Raw genomic sequence first — 16248 nt, 5'->3', positions numbered from 1 at the left:
TATATGAGTTCGGGACAGAGCTATCTTCAACGGTTAAATGACGGCAGAAACGTATGGTTTCGCGGTTCGATCGTACAAGATATCGCAACACATCCTTCATTCGCGGGCACGGTTGCATCCGTTGCCAGGATATTGGATCTGCAAGATCATCCGGAGACCAAGGAGCGCCTGACCTTTGTAACGGAGAGCGGCGGAAGAGCGAACCGGGCCTTTCAGGTTCCAACCGCGAAAGAACATATTTTTCAGCGGAGCGATTCCTTCCGGCTATGGTCCGATGCCACGTTTGGGGTGATGAGCAGAGTGGCCGGATTTTATCGCGCTCAGCTTACCGGCTGGTTTATCAGGCGGGAATTGATACGCTCGAAACAACCGTATTATCCTGACAAAATCAAAAATTATTACACGCATTTACGGGACAATGATTTGCTCTTGACCGCTGCGGGCCACGATCCGCAAATCGATCGGACGAAGCTGGCCTCCGAATTGGGGGATCTCTATACGGCGGTACGCATCCTGAAGGAAACGGAAGATGGGATTATCGTCCGGGGCGCAAAGATGATTGCCACCGGCGGTCCTTATATGGATGAAATTATGGTATCGCCGCACAGCCCGAAAACGCAAGATGAACAGCGTTACGCTGTTATGTTTGCCATTCCGGCCAGCCACCCTGGAGTGCATTTGATCTGCCGGGATTCGTTTGCCTCCGAACGGGAGGAGGATGATCCGTTAAGCGCTCATTATGACGAAATGGATGCGATCCTGGTGTTTGACGATGCGCTTATTCCGTGGGAGCGCGTCTTTATCAAGGATGATCCGGAGGCGATCTGGAGCATACGATCGGACCGATACGTTTCCGCCATTAGTGCTCACGAAAACATTGCAAGGCTGATCAGCAAGCTGGAATTCGTATCGGCCGTAGGCAATGAACTGGCTCAATCCATCGGCATTAAGAAATTTACACATGTGCAGGAGAAGCTGGCGGAGTTGTTTTTCCAATTGGAGTCGATTAAAGCGCTGCTGCTGTCCGCAGAGCATCATGCCGAGCTGTACCCCGACGGAGTGTGGGCTCCGCAGCTGCAGCCATTGATTACGGCCAAAAATCTTGGAAATCGGTATTATCCGAGAGCGATAGAAATATTGCAGCAATTGTCCGGCGCCGGTATGCTCCAGGTTCCTTCTTCCATTGCGGAGCTCCAAGGACCTTTAGGGGATAAGCTGCAAACGTATTATCGGGGAGCCGACCGAAACGCCCAGGAGCGTGTGAGGTTGCTTAAGCTGGCATGGGACCTGGTAGGAAGCCCGTTGGCCGGGCGGCATGAATTATATGAGCGGTTTTACGCCGGCGATCCAGTGCGTACCTACGCAGCGCAATATTTGGAGTATGATAAGAAATCGCTGTCGGTTCAGGTCGGATGAGAAGGCTTTGCTTTGCCCGTGTATGTGTCTGGTTCCTGCTGGGAGTGGTCGGCTGTTTCTTTACGGCCGGCGTTGCTTCCGGCCACGCTACCATTCTACGCGTATTTCCGGCACCAGACAGCCGTTTACACGAAAGTCCGGAGGCAATCGTACTCGAGTTTAATGAACGAGTCGAGAGAAAGCTGTTCAGTATCCGGGTGTATAACGATAAAGGATTGCCTGTCACGACCGAGCCGCCGACGATGGAGGCGGATCGGAGAACCATTCGACTCGACGTCCCCCAGCTGAATAACGGATGGTATACCGTCACGTACCGTGTCATTTCGGCGGATGGCCATCCGATTCGAGGCTCTTATGTATTTACTGTAGGGACCGAAACCGAAGCAAAGATAGGCTATTCTTCGGCCACCAAGCTCCATGAGGAACACGATATCCGTAAAAACGCCGCTTATTGGGCGATCCGGTTTGTGTATTTTTCAAGCCTCCTCGCATTGGCCGGATGGGTCAGTGTACGGTTAATCGCTCATCCGCTTGCTGTTTTCGACCGGAATCGATTCCGACGTATCACGTTCACCCTGCTGATCCTGCATCTGATCGGATTTTTATTGCTGGCATGGAACGATCTGTCCAAGCTTAGCGAGGGGTATCAGGCAAAGGAACGGGTGGAAATGATCTTCGGCACTTTCGTAGGCATATCCTACTTGATTTCGGCCCTTGCCATCTTATCCGGATTTTTTGTACTGCTGCGCCGGACATGGTCGGATGGCGTATGGCTGCTGGCGGTGATTGGCGCCAAGGGTCTCAACGGACATGCGATGGGATACCGCATTCCATGGATTACGTTTGTGCTGGATGTCCTGCATGCCGCTGCAGCCGGTGCATGGGTAGGAGCGGTGTTAGCCGTAACGCTTTATTGGCGGTACCGAAACGATGACAAAGTGGCGCCACACTTCCATGTCCTTTCAAATTGGGCGTTGGCGGCGATAGTTGCACTTGTCGGAACCGGTTTTTGCATGGCGCTTTTATATACGAACGGGTTTACAAATTGGATTGACACGTTGTGGGGGAAGTTATTGATTGCCAAAACCGTATCGGTTCTGTTCGTCGTCGGAGTCGGGGCGCTGCTTAGATCCAAAATTAGAAAACGCCAAACGTCCCGTTCTCGTACGTGGCTGATCGCCGATATCGCTCTCTATTTGATGATCGCCGGAATCACCGGCGTGCTAACCTACATGAATCCAACATCCGGGATGGGTCCGGTTTTTTGGCACGAAAACGTAAAAGGGGTACATATTGCGGCGATTATTACGCCGAATGAACCCGGGGCAACGAATCAGTTCAACGTTTCCGTCGGTACAGGACGTCACGATGAAGGCTTCAAGAAAGTGACTCTTCGATTAACCTATTTGGACGACCCGGAAATGGCCCCGATCGAGGTTCCGCTGGAAAGAGTTCCGACGAACGGAAGTCCGCAAAGCCTGTACAATTACCATTTTTCGAAAGAAGGAGCCTATTTGCCGTTCGATGGGAAATGGAATTTGGAGGTTCGCTTTCAGAACATGAACGAGGTTGAGTATGTGACAACGAAAAATTTCTTCAATGAACGTAAAGGGGGAGAACAGCGACCATGAAGCCATGGCGTTTTGCAATCATCTGGTTTGCAGTACTTTTATTAGCTGTACAAACCGCGGAGGCGCACGTAACCGTGAATCCGAATGAAACGTTTCAAGGTGCCCACGAGGTGTTTACGGTGAGAGTTCCTAATGAGAAGGAGGCCAGCACGGTTCGAGTGGAGGTGCATTTCCCGGAACAAATATCGATCAGCAGGGTGCAGCCGCTCGCAGGCTGGTCTTACGAATTCACGAAAAATGCCGAGGGCGATAACACCGGAATTGTCTGGTCGGCTGAAGGGGACGGCTTCCGAGACGGAGAATTCGGTGAGTTTCGGATTCAGGGACGAGTGGCGGACGATGCGAAAGAAATCGTGTGGAAGGCTTATCAGACCTATTCCGACGGTTCCGTTGTGGAATGGACCGGCGATGCGGGTTCGGATCAACCGGCTTCGGTGACCAAAGTAGCCCCGGGCGGCGGGCATAATGCAGGCGACCACCATGCCGTTTCTCATCAAGCCCAATCCAACTGGGTGCAATCTTCTGCCGCGTTAATCTCATGGTTAGCGCTTGTGTTAGCCATCGTTTCGATCGCAGTCGTTTCCCGCCGCAGAGCATCCAAGCTGTAAACTCGATCGTAAGGAGCGCGATGGCCATTGAGAGACAAGCATTATGAAGCGGAGCGGGGGGACCGGACTCGAAACCGGTTCGCTCTTCTTGTGATCATCATCCTTGTGATCGTTGCGATAGTTAACCATGTTCGGGCAGACACGAAAGAAACCCCGGACCGACCGGCTGCGGAAGATTTTTTTCTGGAGTCTTTGGAGGGGGAGTGGGTTCGGCTATCGGACTATCGGGGAAAGCCGGTGCTGCTGAATTTCTGGGCCAGTTGGTGCCCGCCGTGCAAGGAGGAGATGCCGGCGATTATCGAATTCGCGTCTTCACATCCCGATATCGAGGTATTGACGGCCAACTTAACGTTTACGGAGCTCAGCCTGGATCGCGTTGCGGAGTTTGTTAAAGAGCAGCAGCTGTTACTGCCCGTGCTTCTTGACGATTCCGGTACGGTGGCCAGAAAGTATGGAATTACCGCTTATCCGTCCTCGCTGATTTTTAATCAGGAAGGCCGGCGGGTGGAGACGATTGTCGGTCAGACGGACCTGGCCCGCTTGGAGAATGCATTTAAAGCACTTACTAAAACAGACGAAAAGAGGTAGAGGTGAAATGAAGAAAGCAAAGCTGTTGTTTATTACTGTCATCATAGGCATGATGGGGGTACTGGCCGGCTGCGGCAGTTCGAATCAGGCGGTCGATTCTTCGGGAAAGTCCATCGTTGAGTTTAAATATCCGGATAATCCGGGATTCGATTTGGTCTATCTTGCGGATGAACTCGGTTATTTTGAAGGAACCAGCACGAGACCGAAGTATGTCGGCGCCGTTGCCTCTCCGCAAATTATCCCGCTGGTGGGCACAGGAGATATCGATTTTGGAACAAGAATGGTGCCTCTTGTCATCTCCGCGATTTCCAGCGGTGCGGATATTAAAGTCATCTCCGCGGGAGGAAAAACGCTGGAAGAAGCGCCTCATATGAAGTATTTCGTTCGGAAGGACAGCGGGATTACGACAGCGAAGGATTTGGAAGGGAAGACCATCGGATTTAACAGCTTTGGAGCTTGCGCCGAATTCGTGTCGAAGAAATGGTTTAGAGAACAAGGCGTGGATGTAAGCAAGATCAACTTCCTCGTCGTACCGGAAACAAAGATGGAACAAACGCTGCTTCAAGGCGGAATCGATTTGGCCATCCTGCACGCTCCGCTGTCGGGGAAAGCGGAGAAAAACGAGGATCTTGTGAAGCTTTGGAGCGACTATGATCTTGACAAGGGGCTCGGCGGTATGGCTCCGTACAGCGTCAACGGGAAGTTTATGAGAGAGCATCCCGAAGCGGTGAAGGATTTCGTAACAACCATTGCGAAAACAGCGAACTGGGTTAACGAAAATCCGGAAGAAGCCAGGAAAATTATCGCCAAGCGTTTGGATATGGATGTCGAATTCATTGATCGGTTCGCTTATGTGGAAGATCTCGTCATTACTGAGCCCCCGATTCAATATTATATCGACATTCTTGAGAACGAGGGCATGATTCCGAAAGGAAAGATAAGCGTAAAAGACGTCTACACGAACGAATTTAATCCGTTTGCCGAGAAAGCAGCGTCCAGCGCCAGCGCCGTGACCGTAAAGTAAAGTTGAGGGGGGAATGAAATGGGACGTTTCATCAGGATCATCAGGTCATCTGCCGACCGAAGTTTAGGCATCATTCTTTTCTTACTGGTTTGGGAATTACTGCCGACACTCGGCATTGTGAATAAAGCCTTCTTAAGCCCGCCGTCCAGCGTTGTCGTTTCCATTACGAAGCTGTTTTCGACCGGTAATTTATGGGTTCACGTGTTCGCCAGTCTTCAACGCTCGTTGTCGGGGCTGCTGTTGGCCATCGTAGCAGGCACACTGCTTGGATTATTTTTGGGTTGGTTTAAGCGATTCGAAGCGATTGTCGATCCATTGCTTCAATTGTTTCGTCAAATATCGGCATTTGCCTTGTTCCCCGTATTTATTTTATTTCTCGGGATCGGGGAAACTTCCAAAACTGCGATTATTCTATGGGCTTCTTTCTGGCCGATCCTGTTAAATACCGTAAGCGGTGTGAAATATGTCGACAAACTATTGATTGACTCTGCGAAATCCATGGGTGGCTCGCAAAGCTTCCTCTTTTTCCGGGTCATTCTTCCCGCTGCGGCGCCGAGCATCTTTACAGGCATTCGCCTGGGCGGAGCCTATTGTATTACAGCGCTGGTGGCTGCCGAGATGATCGGATCATCTGCAGGCCTTGGATTTTACATTTTAAATTCGCAGGAAATTTTCCAAATTCCCGATATGTATGCCGGCATTATTGTTTTGGCATTTCTGGGATTATTACTGAATTATATCCTCGCTGTGATTGAGGCCCGTTTCACCAGATGGAAGAAAGGACTCTCTGTCAATGCGTAATGCAGTACGCAAGGCCGGCAAACATGGGCCGGCCTTTTTTCTTTTATTGATGATGGCCATGCTCCTGGCCGGTTGTTTTCAGAATTCCTCGCCTCGCGGTTCTTCCCGTCCTCCCGTTGATCCAAATGTGTTTCGGATCGGTTATACCCCCAACAGCATGTTGTTGGCTGTCATGAAGAAAGGGGATTTGGAGTCGAGACTGACGGAGAAACATCATGTCGGATTAGAATGGGTTTTGTATGAGGACGATGTTTCTTTGTTTCAGGCCATTGAGGCAGGACAAGTGGACCTTGGGTCCGTGGGAGAAGCGGTTCCTGCTTTTCTTCACGACCCGGATACACCCATCGTTTATCTGGCTGCGGAGCCAAGCAATCCGGCGGCTTATGCGGTCATTGTTCCGCTGGATTCAACGATTTTCCAAGCCGGCGACTTAAAAGGGAAGAAGGTAGCGTTCGCTCCTAAAACGAATGAACATTTATTATTGCTGCAGGTGTTGGAAGAGGCCGGGTTGTCCATGAAGGATATAAAACCGAACTCGGAGCTTGGCCAGGAGCTGCTGGATGCCTATTCCAGCCACAAGGCTGACGCTTGGGTGATTTCGGAGCCCCTGATTAGTCAATTGGAGCCTCAGGGGATACGTATTGTTGTCGATGCGACCGGAAAAATAGGCACTCGGGATATTTACATCGCAGCCTCGGACCGTTATGCCCAAAGAGAGGAAATTTACAAGTCGGCATTGCAGATGATTCAGCGTCACGGGGAATGGACGATGACTAATATTCACGATGCCGCCGACATCTTAACGGAGCATACCGACATTGAACATTTGATGTGGCTCTCCTCGTTTGAGCGCAAAGCGTACGGCACCGCTCCCTTCCTTGACAGCATCGTATCGGGACAACAGAAGCTTTACGATTATTTGGCTTCCAAAAAAGAACGGGCCGGGACTTTGAACGTCAAAGAAATGGTTCCTTAGAAAAGGATCTTTTACCGGCTTGAAGCATTCGGGAAAATCGGTTGCCACTGGGGAAAAGGAACGGCCGGGAGCAGGGTGGAAAAGGATGAGCTACGCTCGTTTTTACAGCGGATGTTTATCTGAGCTTACCCGTTCAAAAGTCTTCGGCGTTCAGCGGCGTCCGGGATCGGTTATATCCGCCCCCGGATGCCCACCGCCTCAGTCCAATTCTACCCCAAGCCCTCTTTCTTCCGCCAGCTTCATATAATACACTGCCGTCGCGATATCGAAGACGGACATGCCCATCGGGCAGAAGAAGACGGGTTCGTCGTCGGCAATTTCCGCCAGGCTGTCGCGGCAGACGACATCGGCAAGCGTTTGGACATCTCTGCGGGCCAGCCCCCGTTCCAGATGGAGCCGTTCGATATCGGTGTTCTCGCGGCACACTTCATCCCAATCGTCGACGATGACGGTTTTCACCGAGGCTAACGCTTCCGGCTTGTAATCGCGCAGGGAAACATTCAGCAAAAGGCTGCCTTTTCCAGGGGGACTATCAATATACCGGTTCTCCGATACGGTACACGTAATGAGAATATCGGACGGCCGGTAAACGTCCTCCCACGTCTTTTCGACCGTGATCCGGTCCCGGTAAGGAGAAGCGATTCCGGACAAATCCACTCCCCTGATATCATACACCCGGATGCGTTCGATCTTGTCCCCATATAAGGATTCGGCCATTTGGGCATGATACTGTCCAACCGGCCCCCAACCGATAATGCCGAGATGAAACCGCTCGAGTGAACGCGCCTGCAGAAAATGCCGGATCATCAGCCCGCTGACGGACGCAGTCCTCACGATGCTGGGAAGCGGCGAGTTCAGGATGGCGGAAGGGCGGCCCGTGTCGGGGTCATTCAATACGATGACGCTATGCGCTCGGGGAAGGCCAATCCGGATATTATCCGGAAAGCTGGAAATCCACTTGATTCCCGCGGCATTCACGTCTCCCCCGACATAAGCGGGCATCGCAATGATCCGGTTTTTGAGATTGTTGTACCGCAAATACGGCTTGACCGGCTGCGCGAAATCCCCGGAATCGACAATGTGTACCGTGGAATCCGCCATTTCGGCCAGAGCCTGCCAGTCCATGCCGATCGCGCGGATTTCCCGGTTGTTGATATATAGCATGCCGCTTCCTCCCTTCGTAATCGGTAGCGTCAATCAATCATCTCCTGCCGGAAGCCCCCGGCCGAACTCGCTCTCGATCCATGCGTCCGAATATACGGTATCGAGATAGCGTTCGCCCCGGTCATGCAGGATGACCGCACATTTCGCTCCCGGGACAAGCTCTTGCTCCATATGCCTGACGGCGGCGATGACACCTCCGGAGGACGCCCCGGCCATGATCGATTCCTTTTGCGCCAATGCCCGGCAGCCGGTGACGATATCCCAGTCCGAGACATGCACGATCCGGTCGATGATATCCGTTTTGCAGAAGGGCGGCACGATACCGGCGCCCAGCCCGGGGAACCGCCGTCTGCTCTTATTCGCACTAAAAATGGCGCTGCCCTCTACGTCTACGGCCACGATATGGGTTGCCAACCCGTGATCCTTTACATATTCTGCGCAGCCCCGAAGCGTTCCACACGTGCTGACGCCGCAAAACAAATAATCCACCCGGCCGAGTTGATCCACGATTTCTTTCATGGTCGTATGGTAGTGAGCCAAGTAATTGTTCGTATTCGCATATTGGTTCGGCCAGAAGCTGCCCGGGATTTCCGCCAAAAGCTGCTGCACGCGTTTCAGCCTTGCAGGAAGAAACTCGCCGGATTCCGGATCGGGCTCGGCGACATAGTCGATTTCCGCGCCCGAAGCCTTCAGGATTCGGATGTTATACTCCGTCGTCTTCGGGTCGATTACGCTGATGAAGCGCATCCCCAGGTATTTGCAAATCATTGCCAGGCTGATCGCCATATTACCTGAACTGGATTCGACGACAACCGTCCCCGGGCCAATCTTCCCTTCCTTCCAGGCTTCCCGGATCATCCGCAGGGCGGGGCGGTCTTTCGCGCTTCCGCCGGGGTTCATCAGCTCCAATTTCGCATAGACTTCAAGATCGCGGTCCCGGAACAGGCTGCTCAGCTTAACCAGAGGCGTATTTCCGATGACCGACAAAATACCGCCATTGATGTCCATGACAACCCAACCTTTGCTGATCTAGTAATAGATCTTTTTGTTTTTGACCCTCCCGTTCTCCAGCGGTTGGTCTTCCCCCACTGCAATGACTTCGATGTCATCAAGCAAACGGTTCCGAATCATCATGCCGATTTCCGGAATGCACGCCCTGATTTCCTCCCGGATGGCCGGAAGGACGGAGTCCATTTCCGATTTGCTTTTAATTTGCACGGCCAACACATTGTTTCGCACCTTGACCCGGATGATCGCATCTTCGACATGCCGGTATACGGCCTGCTCGATATCGTACAGGCTGATTTTTTCCCCATGCTTTAGTTCTCGCCCCACCCGTTTGACAATGGACTGAAAGCTCTGCTTCATTACGCCGTCGACCATCACGGGCCTGAAGTCCCTGACGACGTCGTAGGTTACAAAGCGGATGGCCGGCAGCATGGTTCGGACGAATGAAGTGAGCACCAGGATCTTCTCGTTATCTCCAAGCGGCTCGAGTCCCTCATCCAATTCCTGCGCCCCGATTCCTTCCGCAAATAGGCCGTCGACAAGAATATATCTGCCCAGATCGTGGGAATAATAAGCGATCGTGCCGATTTCAATCGAGCCGTAGGTGTCGATGATGTCGCTTGGATCAAGACCGAACAGGCGGGCCATATTCCGCTGCCACTCCGGCGGAGCGATTTCCCCGACCAGCATGATTTTGCGGATCCCGAACGCACGCGGGTTCTCGGTAGCATATACGATATGGTCCAGAATGGAAGGCATCGTGTACAGCAGGTCGGGTTGAAACGTCTGCAGCTCTTCAATGTGCCGCTCGATCGGCAGTTCGAAGGCAATGGAGCGCCCTTCCATTCCCAGCCTTTCAAATATGTCCAGGGCCGTATTCGCCGCATGGCCGGTACCCATATCCGCCAAAGCCTTGATGCAGCCGCTTCCTGCGGTAAGTTCGCCGAACAGCTTCGTCTTGATCTGAATGTAGTTCGTATCGTCTTCCTCAGAGTAGAGGATGGCTTTTCGACGGCCCGAGCCGGTTCCCGACGTCCGGTATACGGCCAGGGAAGGATCATGCGGGCGGTGATAATAATAAGTTTCGAAAATGTCCGCCGTCATGAGAGGCAATTCCTGTATACGGTTGATTCCGCTCGCTATATCGCCATCGCCGCCAATCAGCTCTTTGTACCAGGGAAATATCCTGGTTGTTTTTCGCACTTTATCCTGCAATTTCTCCAACGGTATCATGGTTGTCTCCCCGTTCGCTGCAATCTGTAGCTCTGAAACAAACCCCTATAGTAAATCATATGTAAAAATTCCCCTTTGGTTCTGCCATTGGGCGGATGCCCGAACAAATGTCCCACCTTTCCCGTAATGTAATTTAGTGGCATTATGGGGGGGGGAGAGCGGAATGAAACGGGCAATAAGGCGTGTCTCCAACAAGCTGACGAAAACGAGGGTGCTGAGGGGAAACAAGTCGCTGCGAAGACGCATTCTTGCAACAAGAAGGATGGACCGGGATGCGCTGTATGCGATGCTGCAAAAGTATACCATGGTGTACATCAAGCCTTGCAATGGTTCTCAGGGGAAGGGTGTGATTCGTGTGGAACGAATACCCGAAAGCGGCGGCAATGACAGCCAAGACAGCATAGACGTCATAGACCGGAAGAAGAGGATAAAATACCGCTATCAGACGGGTGTCCGTGTGCATCAATTTACCAATTATAGAAAGACTTACCGTGCCATCTTAAAAGAGACCCGGGGAAGGCCCTATTTGGTGCAAAAGGGGGTCCGGCTTTTGGTTCACGCCGGCCGGCCGTTCGATGTCCGTGTCATGGTGCAGCGAAATCCCAAGGGCCGCTGGAAGGCTACAGGGATTGTGGGCCGCGTGGCGCATCCGCGCAAGGTGGTGACAAACGGGAGCCAGGGGGGAACCATTTATCCGGTTGAGGTATTATTGAAAGTTTACACCGGTAAAGAGAAGCGTAAGGCCTTGATGTCAAAAATGAAGAAGATCGGGGTTAAGGCCGCCAGGCAGCTAAGCGCCGCCTATCCGGGCATGCGGGAAATCGGTGCGGACATCGCCCTTGACCGGCGTCTTAAGCCGTGGATTATCGAAGTGAATACGAACCCCGATCCTTGTCCGTTTACCAAACTGAAAAACAGGAGCATGATTCGCCGGATCATTCGCTATGCCAAAGGGTACGGGCGAACCTACAAACTGAGATGCACGAAATCAAAACAGGGCGTAGTCTAACCTTTGCCAGGGTACTGCCAAGTAAAAAGGGCTTAGGGAAGGGGACTTCAGCGGCCATTCCTATCGGTTTGGAGGTTCAGACATAGATCTATACAAACAAGCCTTCGGGAAATCCCGAAGGCTTGTTATTTAGGAAAACTATTTTTTTAATAAGCAAGTGCGAACAAGCCGTTGATGTGGGAAAGGTAGCGGGCGTTGCTCGCTTTTTTCATGATGGAAGCCGGTGCGCCTTTCAATTCGATGCCGTTTTGGCCGATGGAACCGATAGCGTCTTTACGTCCCAGGCTGGCGAGTGTTCCGGAGAAGACCGGAGCAAACGCGTCCATTTTGCCGCCCTTGAAGGAAGCCGCGATGTTTGCGCCCACAAGCTCACCCATCTGCCATGCCAATTGTGCTGTTGGCGGGTACGGGCGTCCTTCAGGACCGAAGACGACCGCGCAGTCGCCGGCGAGGAATACTTCAGGGTGGGATACCGATTGCAGGAATTCATTCACCGTTGCGCGGCCGCGATTCACTTCAATACCGCAGTTGGCTACCAGCGAGTTGCCTTGTACGCCGCCGGTCCAAACCAGTGTGTTGGTTTCGATGGTTCTGCCGTCTTTCAAGCTGACGGTGTTGCCGTTCACTTCGGTAATTGCCAAACCTGTCAAGAACTGCACACCGCGTTTTTCCAGGCTCGCTGTCGCGCGTTCGATCAAATCCGCAGAGAAAATCGGCAGAATGGTTGGCATAGCTTCGACCAGGTAGAGCGATACATCTTCAAAATTCACACCGTTTTTGCGGCAAATGCCCGGCAGCTCGTCCGCAAGTTCTCCAACCAGCTCGACGCCTGTGAGGCCGCCGCCGCCGATAACGAAAGTAGCGTCCGCTTTATTTTTCGTTTTGCTGTATTCGCGAATCCGTTCTTCCACATGCATGTAAATGCGGTTGGCATCGTTTACGGATTTCAGTGTAAAGCTGTTTTCTTGAAGACCTGGAATGCCGAAGAAGTTGGTTTCGCTGCCAAGAGCTAGAACCAATGCGTCGTAGTTGTAGGTTGTGCCGTCGGCCACTAAGACTTTACGCGCTTCCAAATCGATATGTTCAATTGTTCCGACCTTTAATTGGATGTCTTTGCCTTTAAACAATTTTTCCAATGGCAGCGCAACAGCTTTTTCCGCCACGTTACCTGCAGCAAGACGGTGCAGCTCCGTAATGATTTGATGCGTCCCAAAGCGATTGATTACAGTAATCGAAGCTTCTTCTATCGATAAATTTGCACGAGCGGAAAGGGCGCTTAACAAGCCGCCGTAGCCGCCACCCAAAATTAAAATTTGCTTTTTCACGTTCAGTCCCCCGTTCAGTTCCATCAATTAGGCTTGTTGTTTTCTTTCGTTCATAATATCCAGATACGCTTGCGCAAAACGCAGCATTCTTTGCAGCTCCGGATCTTTAAGCAATTTCAGCATGCCGAACAGGCCGATGGTGGCATCGCTTTGCTCGGCACGATCATTGGCTTCGATTGCGGCCGACGCTATGGCTTTTGCCTTTTCCTCGAGCGGTTTGACCACTTCCTGGATACCGCCTACCATATCTTGAATAAGCACGCGGTCTGTAGCTACTTTTTGCACCAGATCATATGTTTTCGTTAGAAGCGTCATCATTTCGGTGAGCTTCGGAAGCTGATCCACCAACACAGTCAAGGATTCTTGCACTTCAGGCTTTAACAATTGATCCAGCACATCCGGCTTCCCTTGTACCGCGGGAGTTTCTTGTTCCGATTTCTGAATGGTTGTTTCTAACATTTGCTACGTTCCTCCTTATTTCGTGTAAATAGTACCTTGCTCGTCGCTGCAAATATGGATGTTATATATAATAAACATAATTTACTATATTTTCCGTTGTGAAAATCTTCACATTGAATGGATCACAGAATTGCACGCATCCGAGCCACTTTTCTTATTGTACACCTATTTTGTACATTTTGCATGATTTTGTGTCATTTTTTTATTAAAAAATTTTTACCACCTCGATCTCCAATTTTTTACCAAAAACTCAGGAAAATATTAGTTATGAAAGAAGCGATACCCTCTAACACCGTTTAGATCATATTCATAAAGGAAACCACAATTCATTTATTTTATGTTATATTATATTACATGAAGTTATTTCGTAGGGTGCTCCCTATTTTGCTCCAAACCACACGACAAACCCGGAATTCAATATGCTGGAAAGCTGGAAAGTTTATGAGGGAGTATTTCTATGAAATGGTTCCAAGGTCCGACACAAACCACTCGATCCGAACACATTGAAGATTATGCGATCCGTAAGATTCCTTCGTATTATCGTTGGCCGATTCCGGCCATCATTGCCGTTCTGCTCGGCAACTCAACGGCCATGTTTTTTTTCACCTTCGGGGCGCAGTTGAGTTATGTCGTAGGGTGGCCTGATATGCTGTGGCCGCTTAGCTATTTTTTTATCGGCTCGACGATCATCGGTATGATGATGATCCGTTTAGCCAGCAAAGAAGGGCTGACCATAGATTTGATGACGCGCGGCATGGGCTTCGGTTATATGGGTTCTGCCGTTACCTCTTTCATTTACGGAATGAACTATGTATTTTATTTTTTATTTGAAGGTACGATTGTAACGCATGCTATTTCCTTATATTTTCATGTGGAGTTTGATGCGGTAGAAGGGACCTTGATATTTGGGGCATTAGGTTTGGTCAAGCTGTTGTTTGTATGGTATGGAATGAAGGCACTGCAAATTTTTCAAACCTGGGGAGTCGTGATATACGCCTTATTGCTCGGACTTTGTTTATATCAATTGACCCATCATTATCAGGTTGCGGGACCGGATCGGTGGGTGCTGCCGTGGCTTCCGGAACACTCGATGTGGATTGCATTCATGATGGCGAATGGGCAAATGGTGTTTCAAGGTCTTATGGCTGCCGATTACGGGCGTTTTGCAAAAGAAAATTCGGGATATCGGGGAGGATTCCTGGCCATGATCGGCATGCTTGTCCCGATGTTTGTTACAATCCTCATCGGGCCGTTGTTTGCTTACACGTTAATGCCCACGATTACAGGTGGCGATGCTAAGATGCTGGCTGCGGATTCCGGCTATGTTTTCCCGAAGGTGATAGGAATCTGGGGAGTGCTGTTTGTTCTGGTTACCCAGTTTCGGGTGAATGTCATGAATTTGTATTCCGGTTCATTGGCTCTTTCCAATACGTTTTCGCTGGCCTTCCGATTTAAGCCCGGGCGCCAGTTTTGGATGATCATAGTTTATGTATTGGGATGCGTGTTTTATTCTTTTAATATTGTGCAGTACCTCGAAAACTGGCTGGCCATTACCGGGATTTTGACGAATACATGGATCTTTATCATGCTCGCCGATCATTATGTATGCCGTAAGCTGCTTAGACTGGGGCCAACCGATTTTATCGAATACCGCAGGCCTTTCTTATACCGGTGGAATCCGACGGGATTGATTTCTCTGGGATTTGGCGTATCTGTCGGGGTTTTCGGCATGCTGGGGCTATATCCGATATATTATGCATCCTTTTTATCCATGATCGTCGGCGCTGTACTGCATATTATTTTGACTGCAGCCACGAGAGGCTTTTATTATTTTACCGAGTTTCCGTATGACCGGGAGACCCATTGGATACCTCCTTCCTACTATAGAGGAAAAGCGCCTGACGGGTAGAGGAAGGTCTGGATTAAGTGGACAGGTGGTGATAAGATGACTAAAGATCAATGTGAGATTTGTTCCAAACTCATCGTCGGGGAGCCGGTCATTCATGTTGCGGGATTTCCCGAAAGAGATCATACATTTTGTTCGGCATTATGCCGTGACCGCTTCTTGAGAATGGAAGACGATGAGTGCGGATTTGGAGAACCCCTGCAAAAAGCCAATAATAACCGCAAGGACGGGAAGTGATTGGAATGACGACAGTCCAAAAAAATCATCGGATGTTTGAACAAGTATTGCATCAAATTCGTGAGTATATTACTTCCTGCAATTTGGTTGCCGGTGATAAATTAATGACCGAACGCGAGTTGGCCTCATTTTTACAGGTGAGCAGGTCTTCGGTAAGAGAAGCGCTGCGAATATTGGAGATGTTCGACGTGATTCACTCTAAACCGGGTGAAGGCACCGTTCTTAAAACTCCTCATATTCCCAAAATATTGACCAATATGCTCCCGTTTTTCACGATTCCTACGGAAACATCCGTTGAATTATTGGAATCCCGGAAGGTGCTTGAGGGCGGTATTGCTAAACTGGCGGCAAAACGCAGAAAAGACGCCGACATCCGTTTAATGCAAGGCGTCATGGAGCGGATGGTTGCAGCTGCTGATCTGGAAAACATGATCCAGGCGGACATCGATTTTCATTTGTTTCTTGCGAAAGCCGCTTATAATAATACGCTATCGGATATATTGATTTTGGTTTCGGATCTGGTCACGCCGAACTTGTATACCGTTCGTGTTCAAACGCAGATGATCAGCGGAGCCAACGCTGAATTTACCCGTCAGCACCAGGCCATACTGCAGGCCATTATCGACAAGGACGGTCGTCGTGCCGCTGAAGAAATGGAAAGGCATATCGATTACACCATTCAGTTGATCAAGTCCCTCGATCCTACGCCCAACGATGGATGAAGAACATATCATGCTCAGCTACCCAAGGCCTGCTGCAGGCCTTTTTTTGTATCCATTTTTTAAGGTAACGAGAGCAAATATATTACTTATTATGTTAACTATAAAATTTAAAGGCCTTTATTTTTTATTTAGTGTAAATAA

Annotated in this window: 16 protein-coding genes; 11 read left to right on the top strand and 5 right to left on the bottom strand. The window is 50.4% G+C overall.

Translation table 11 applies throughout. The features are described 5' to 3' along the window. Positions 1 to 3: 3 nt before the first annotated feature. Genes BLT35_RS09820 through BLT35_RS09790 form a run of 7 tightly spaced genes read left to right on the top strand, consistent with a single transcriptional unit; the run spans position 4 to position 7044 of the window. Positions 4 to 1416, top strand: coding sequence for a 4-hydroxyphenylacetate 3-hydroxylase family protein (locus tag BLT35_RS09820; protein WP_074727709.1), 1413 nt, complete (start codon positions 4 to 6; stop codon positions 1414 to 1416). Beyond that, a complete protein-coding gene (locus tag BLT35_RS09815; protein ID WP_074727707.1) occupies positions 1413 to 3047 on the top strand; it encodes a copper resistance protein CopC in 1635 nt (544 codons plus the stop codon). The genes BLT35_RS09820 and BLT35_RS09815 overlap by 4 nt, the downstream gene beginning before the upstream one ends. Then, a complete protein-coding gene (locus tag BLT35_RS09810; RefSeq protein WP_074727705.1) occupies positions 3044 to 3655 on the top strand; it encodes a YcnI family copper-binding membrane protein in 612 nt (203 codons plus the stop codon). Before BLT35_RS09815 ends, BLT35_RS09810 begins: the two co-directional genes overlap by 4 nt. Positions 3656 to 3682: 27 nt before the next feature. Further along, complete coding sequence (locus BLT35_RS09805) at positions 3683 to 4243, top strand: TlpA family protein disulfide reductase (protein ID WP_062410027.1); 561 nt, start codon at positions 3683 to 3685, stop codon at positions 4241 to 4243. 7 nt (positions 4244 to 4250) lie between these two features. After that, positions 4251 to 5267, top strand: a complete 1017-nt coding sequence (locus tag BLT35_RS09800) for an ABC transporter substrate-binding protein (RefSeq protein WP_062410026.1) — start codon at positions 4251 to 4253, stop codon at positions 5265 to 5267. An 18-nt stretch (positions 5268 to 5285) separates the two neighbouring features. Further along, complete coding sequence (locus BLT35_RS09795; RefSeq protein ID WP_062410025.1) at positions 5286 to 6068, top strand: ABC transporter permease; 783 nt, start codon at positions 5286 to 5288, stop codon at positions 6066 to 6068. Then, the gene (locus BLT35_RS09790) at positions 6061 to 7044 is read left to right on the top strand and encodes an ABC transporter substrate-binding protein (RefSeq protein WP_062410024.1); all 984 of its coding nucleotides are present in this window, start codon (positions 6061 to 6063) and stop codon (positions 7042 to 7044) included. The genes BLT35_RS09795 and BLT35_RS09790 overlap by 8 nt, the downstream gene beginning before the upstream one ends. 198 nt (positions 7045 to 7242) lie before the next feature. Here BLT35_RS09790 and BLT35_RS09785 read toward each other — a convergent pair whose 3' ends face one another. Genes BLT35_RS09785 through BLT35_RS09775 form a run of 3 tightly spaced genes read right to left on the bottom strand, consistent with a single transcriptional unit; the run spans position 7243 to position 10449 of the window. Continuing rightward, entirely contained in the window at positions 7243 to 8208 is a 966-nt protein-coding gene (locus BLT35_RS09785) for a 2,3-diaminopropionate biosynthesis protein SbnB (protein ID WP_074727760.1), read from the bottom strand. Between the two features lie 33 nt (positions 8209 to 8241). After that, positions 8242 to 9216 (bottom strand): 2,3-diaminopropionate biosynthesis protein SbnA, encoded by a 975-nt coding sequence (gene sbnA / locus BLT35_RS09780; RefSeq protein WP_074727703.1) that lies wholly within the window; start codon positions 9214 to 9216, stop codon positions 8242 to 8244. 21 nt (positions 9217 to 9237) lie between these two features. After that, entirely contained in the window at positions 9238 to 10449 is a 1212-nt protein-coding gene (locus tag BLT35_RS09775) for a phenylacetate--CoA ligase family protein (RefSeq protein WP_074727701.1), read from the bottom strand. Between the two features lie 163 nt (positions 10450 to 10612). On the opposite strand from BLT35_RS09775, the gene BLT35_RS09770 reads away from it, so the two are divergent. After that, positions 10613 to 11458: a YheC/YheD family protein gene (locus BLT35_RS09770; RefSeq protein WP_074727699.1), complete on the top strand. Its 846-nt coding sequence runs from the start codon at positions 10613 to 10615 to the stop codon at positions 11456 to 11458. 146 nt (positions 11459 to 11604) lie between these two features. Here the strand turns inward: BLT35_RS09770 and BLT35_RS09765 are convergent, their stop codons facing one another. Continuing rightward, on the bottom strand, positions 11605 to 12783 hold the full coding sequence (locus BLT35_RS09765; protein WP_074727758.1) for an NAD(P)/FAD-dependent oxidoreductase: 1179 nt from the start codon (positions 12781 to 12783) through the stop codon (positions 11605 to 11607). 27 nt (positions 12784 to 12810) lie between these two features. Further along, on the bottom strand, positions 12811 to 13242 hold the full coding sequence (locus tag BLT35_RS09760) for a DUF1641 domain-containing protein (protein WP_054818354.1): 432 nt from the start codon (positions 13240 to 13242) through the stop codon (positions 12811 to 12813). A gap of 457 nt (positions 13243 to 13699) precedes the next feature. Between BLT35_RS09760 and BLT35_RS09755 the strand changes: the two genes are divergently transcribed. From BLT35_RS09755 to BLT35_RS09745, 3 genes are read left to right on the top strand one after another with little or no spacing between them, the layout of a single operon-like run. Further along, on the top strand, positions 13700 to 15151 hold the full coding sequence (locus BLT35_RS09755; RefSeq protein ID WP_062410020.1) for a purine-cytosine permease family protein: 1452 nt from the start codon (positions 13700 to 13702) through the stop codon (positions 15149 to 15151). A gap of 36 nt (positions 15152 to 15187) precedes the next feature. Continuing rightward, positions 15188 to 15385 carry a hypothetical protein gene (locus BLT35_RS09750; protein ID WP_054818353.1) on the top strand — a complete coding sequence of 66 codons (198 nt, stop codon included), beginning with the start codon at positions 15188 to 15190 and terminating at the stop codon, positions 15383 to 15385. A gap of 5 nt (positions 15386 to 15390) precedes the next feature. Beyond that, positions 15391 to 16107 carry a FadR/GntR family transcriptional regulator gene (locus BLT35_RS09745; RefSeq protein ID WP_062410019.1) on the top strand — a complete coding sequence of 239 codons (717 nt, stop codon included), beginning with the start codon at positions 15391 to 15393 and terminating at the stop codon, positions 16105 to 16107. Positions 16108 to 16248 lie beyond the last annotated feature (141 nt).

It is taken from the genome of Paenibacillus naphthalenovorans (assembly GCF_900099895.1).
Classification (GTDB): Bacteria; Bacillota; Bacilli; order Paenibacillales; family NBRC-103111; genus Paenibacillus_G; species Paenibacillus_G naphthalenovorans.
The sequence above is the reverse complement of the archived record's forward strand: the minus strand, read 5'-3'. Positions and strand labels throughout refer to the sequence as shown.

Coding starts and splice junctions, on each gene's coding strand:
- BLT35_RS09820 (WP_074727709.1), top strand. CDS start 4: ATGAGTTCGGGACAGAGCTATCTTCAACGGTTAAATGACGGCAGAAAC.
- BLT35_RS09815 (WP_074727707.1), top strand. CDS start 1,413: ATGAGAAGGCTTTGCTTTGCCCGTGTATGTGTCTGGTTCCTGCTGGGA.
- BLT35_RS09810 (WP_074727705.1), top strand. CDS start 3,044: ATGAAGCCATGGCGTTTTGCAATCATCTGGTTTGCAGTACTTTTATTA.
- BLT35_RS09800 (WP_062410026.1), top strand. CDS start 4,251: ATGAAGAAAGCAAAGCTGTTGTTTATTACTGTCATCATAGGCATGATG.
- BLT35_RS09795 (WP_062410025.1), top strand. CDS start 5,286: ATGGGACGTTTCATCAGGATCATCAGGTCATCTGCCGACCGAAGTTTA.
- BLT35_RS09790 (WP_062410024.1), top strand. CDS start 6,061: ATGCGTAATGCAGTACGCAAGGCCGGCAAACATGGGCCGGCCTTTTTT.
- BLT35_RS09785 (WP_074727760.1), bottom strand. CDS start 8,208: ATGCTATATATCAACAACCGGGAAATCCGCGCGATCGGCATGGACTGG.
- sbnA (WP_074727703.1), bottom strand. CDS start 9,216: ATGGACATCAATGGCGGTATTTTGTCGGTCATCGGAAATACGCCTCTG.
- BLT35_RS09775 (WP_074727701.1), bottom strand. CDS start 10,449: ATGATACCGTTGGAGAAATTGCAGGATAAAGTGCGAAAAACAACCAGG.
- BLT35_RS09770 (WP_074727699.1), top strand. CDS start 10,613: ATGAAACGGGCAATAAGGCGTGTCTCCAACAAGCTGACGAAAACGAGG.
- BLT35_RS09760 (WP_054818354.1), bottom strand. CDS start 13,242: ATGTTAGAAACAACCATTCAGAAATCGGAACAAGAAACTCCCGCGGTA.
- BLT35_RS09755 (WP_062410020.1), top strand. CDS start 13,700: ATGAAATGGTTCCAAGGTCCGACACAAACCACTCGATCCGAACACATT.
- BLT35_RS09750 (WP_054818353.1), top strand. CDS start 15,188: ATGACTAAAGATCAATGTGAGATTTGTTCCAAACTCATCGTCGGGGAG.
- BLT35_RS09745 (WP_062410019.1), top strand. CDS start 15,391: ATGACGACAGTCCAAAAAAATCATCGGATGTTTGAACAAGTATTGCAT.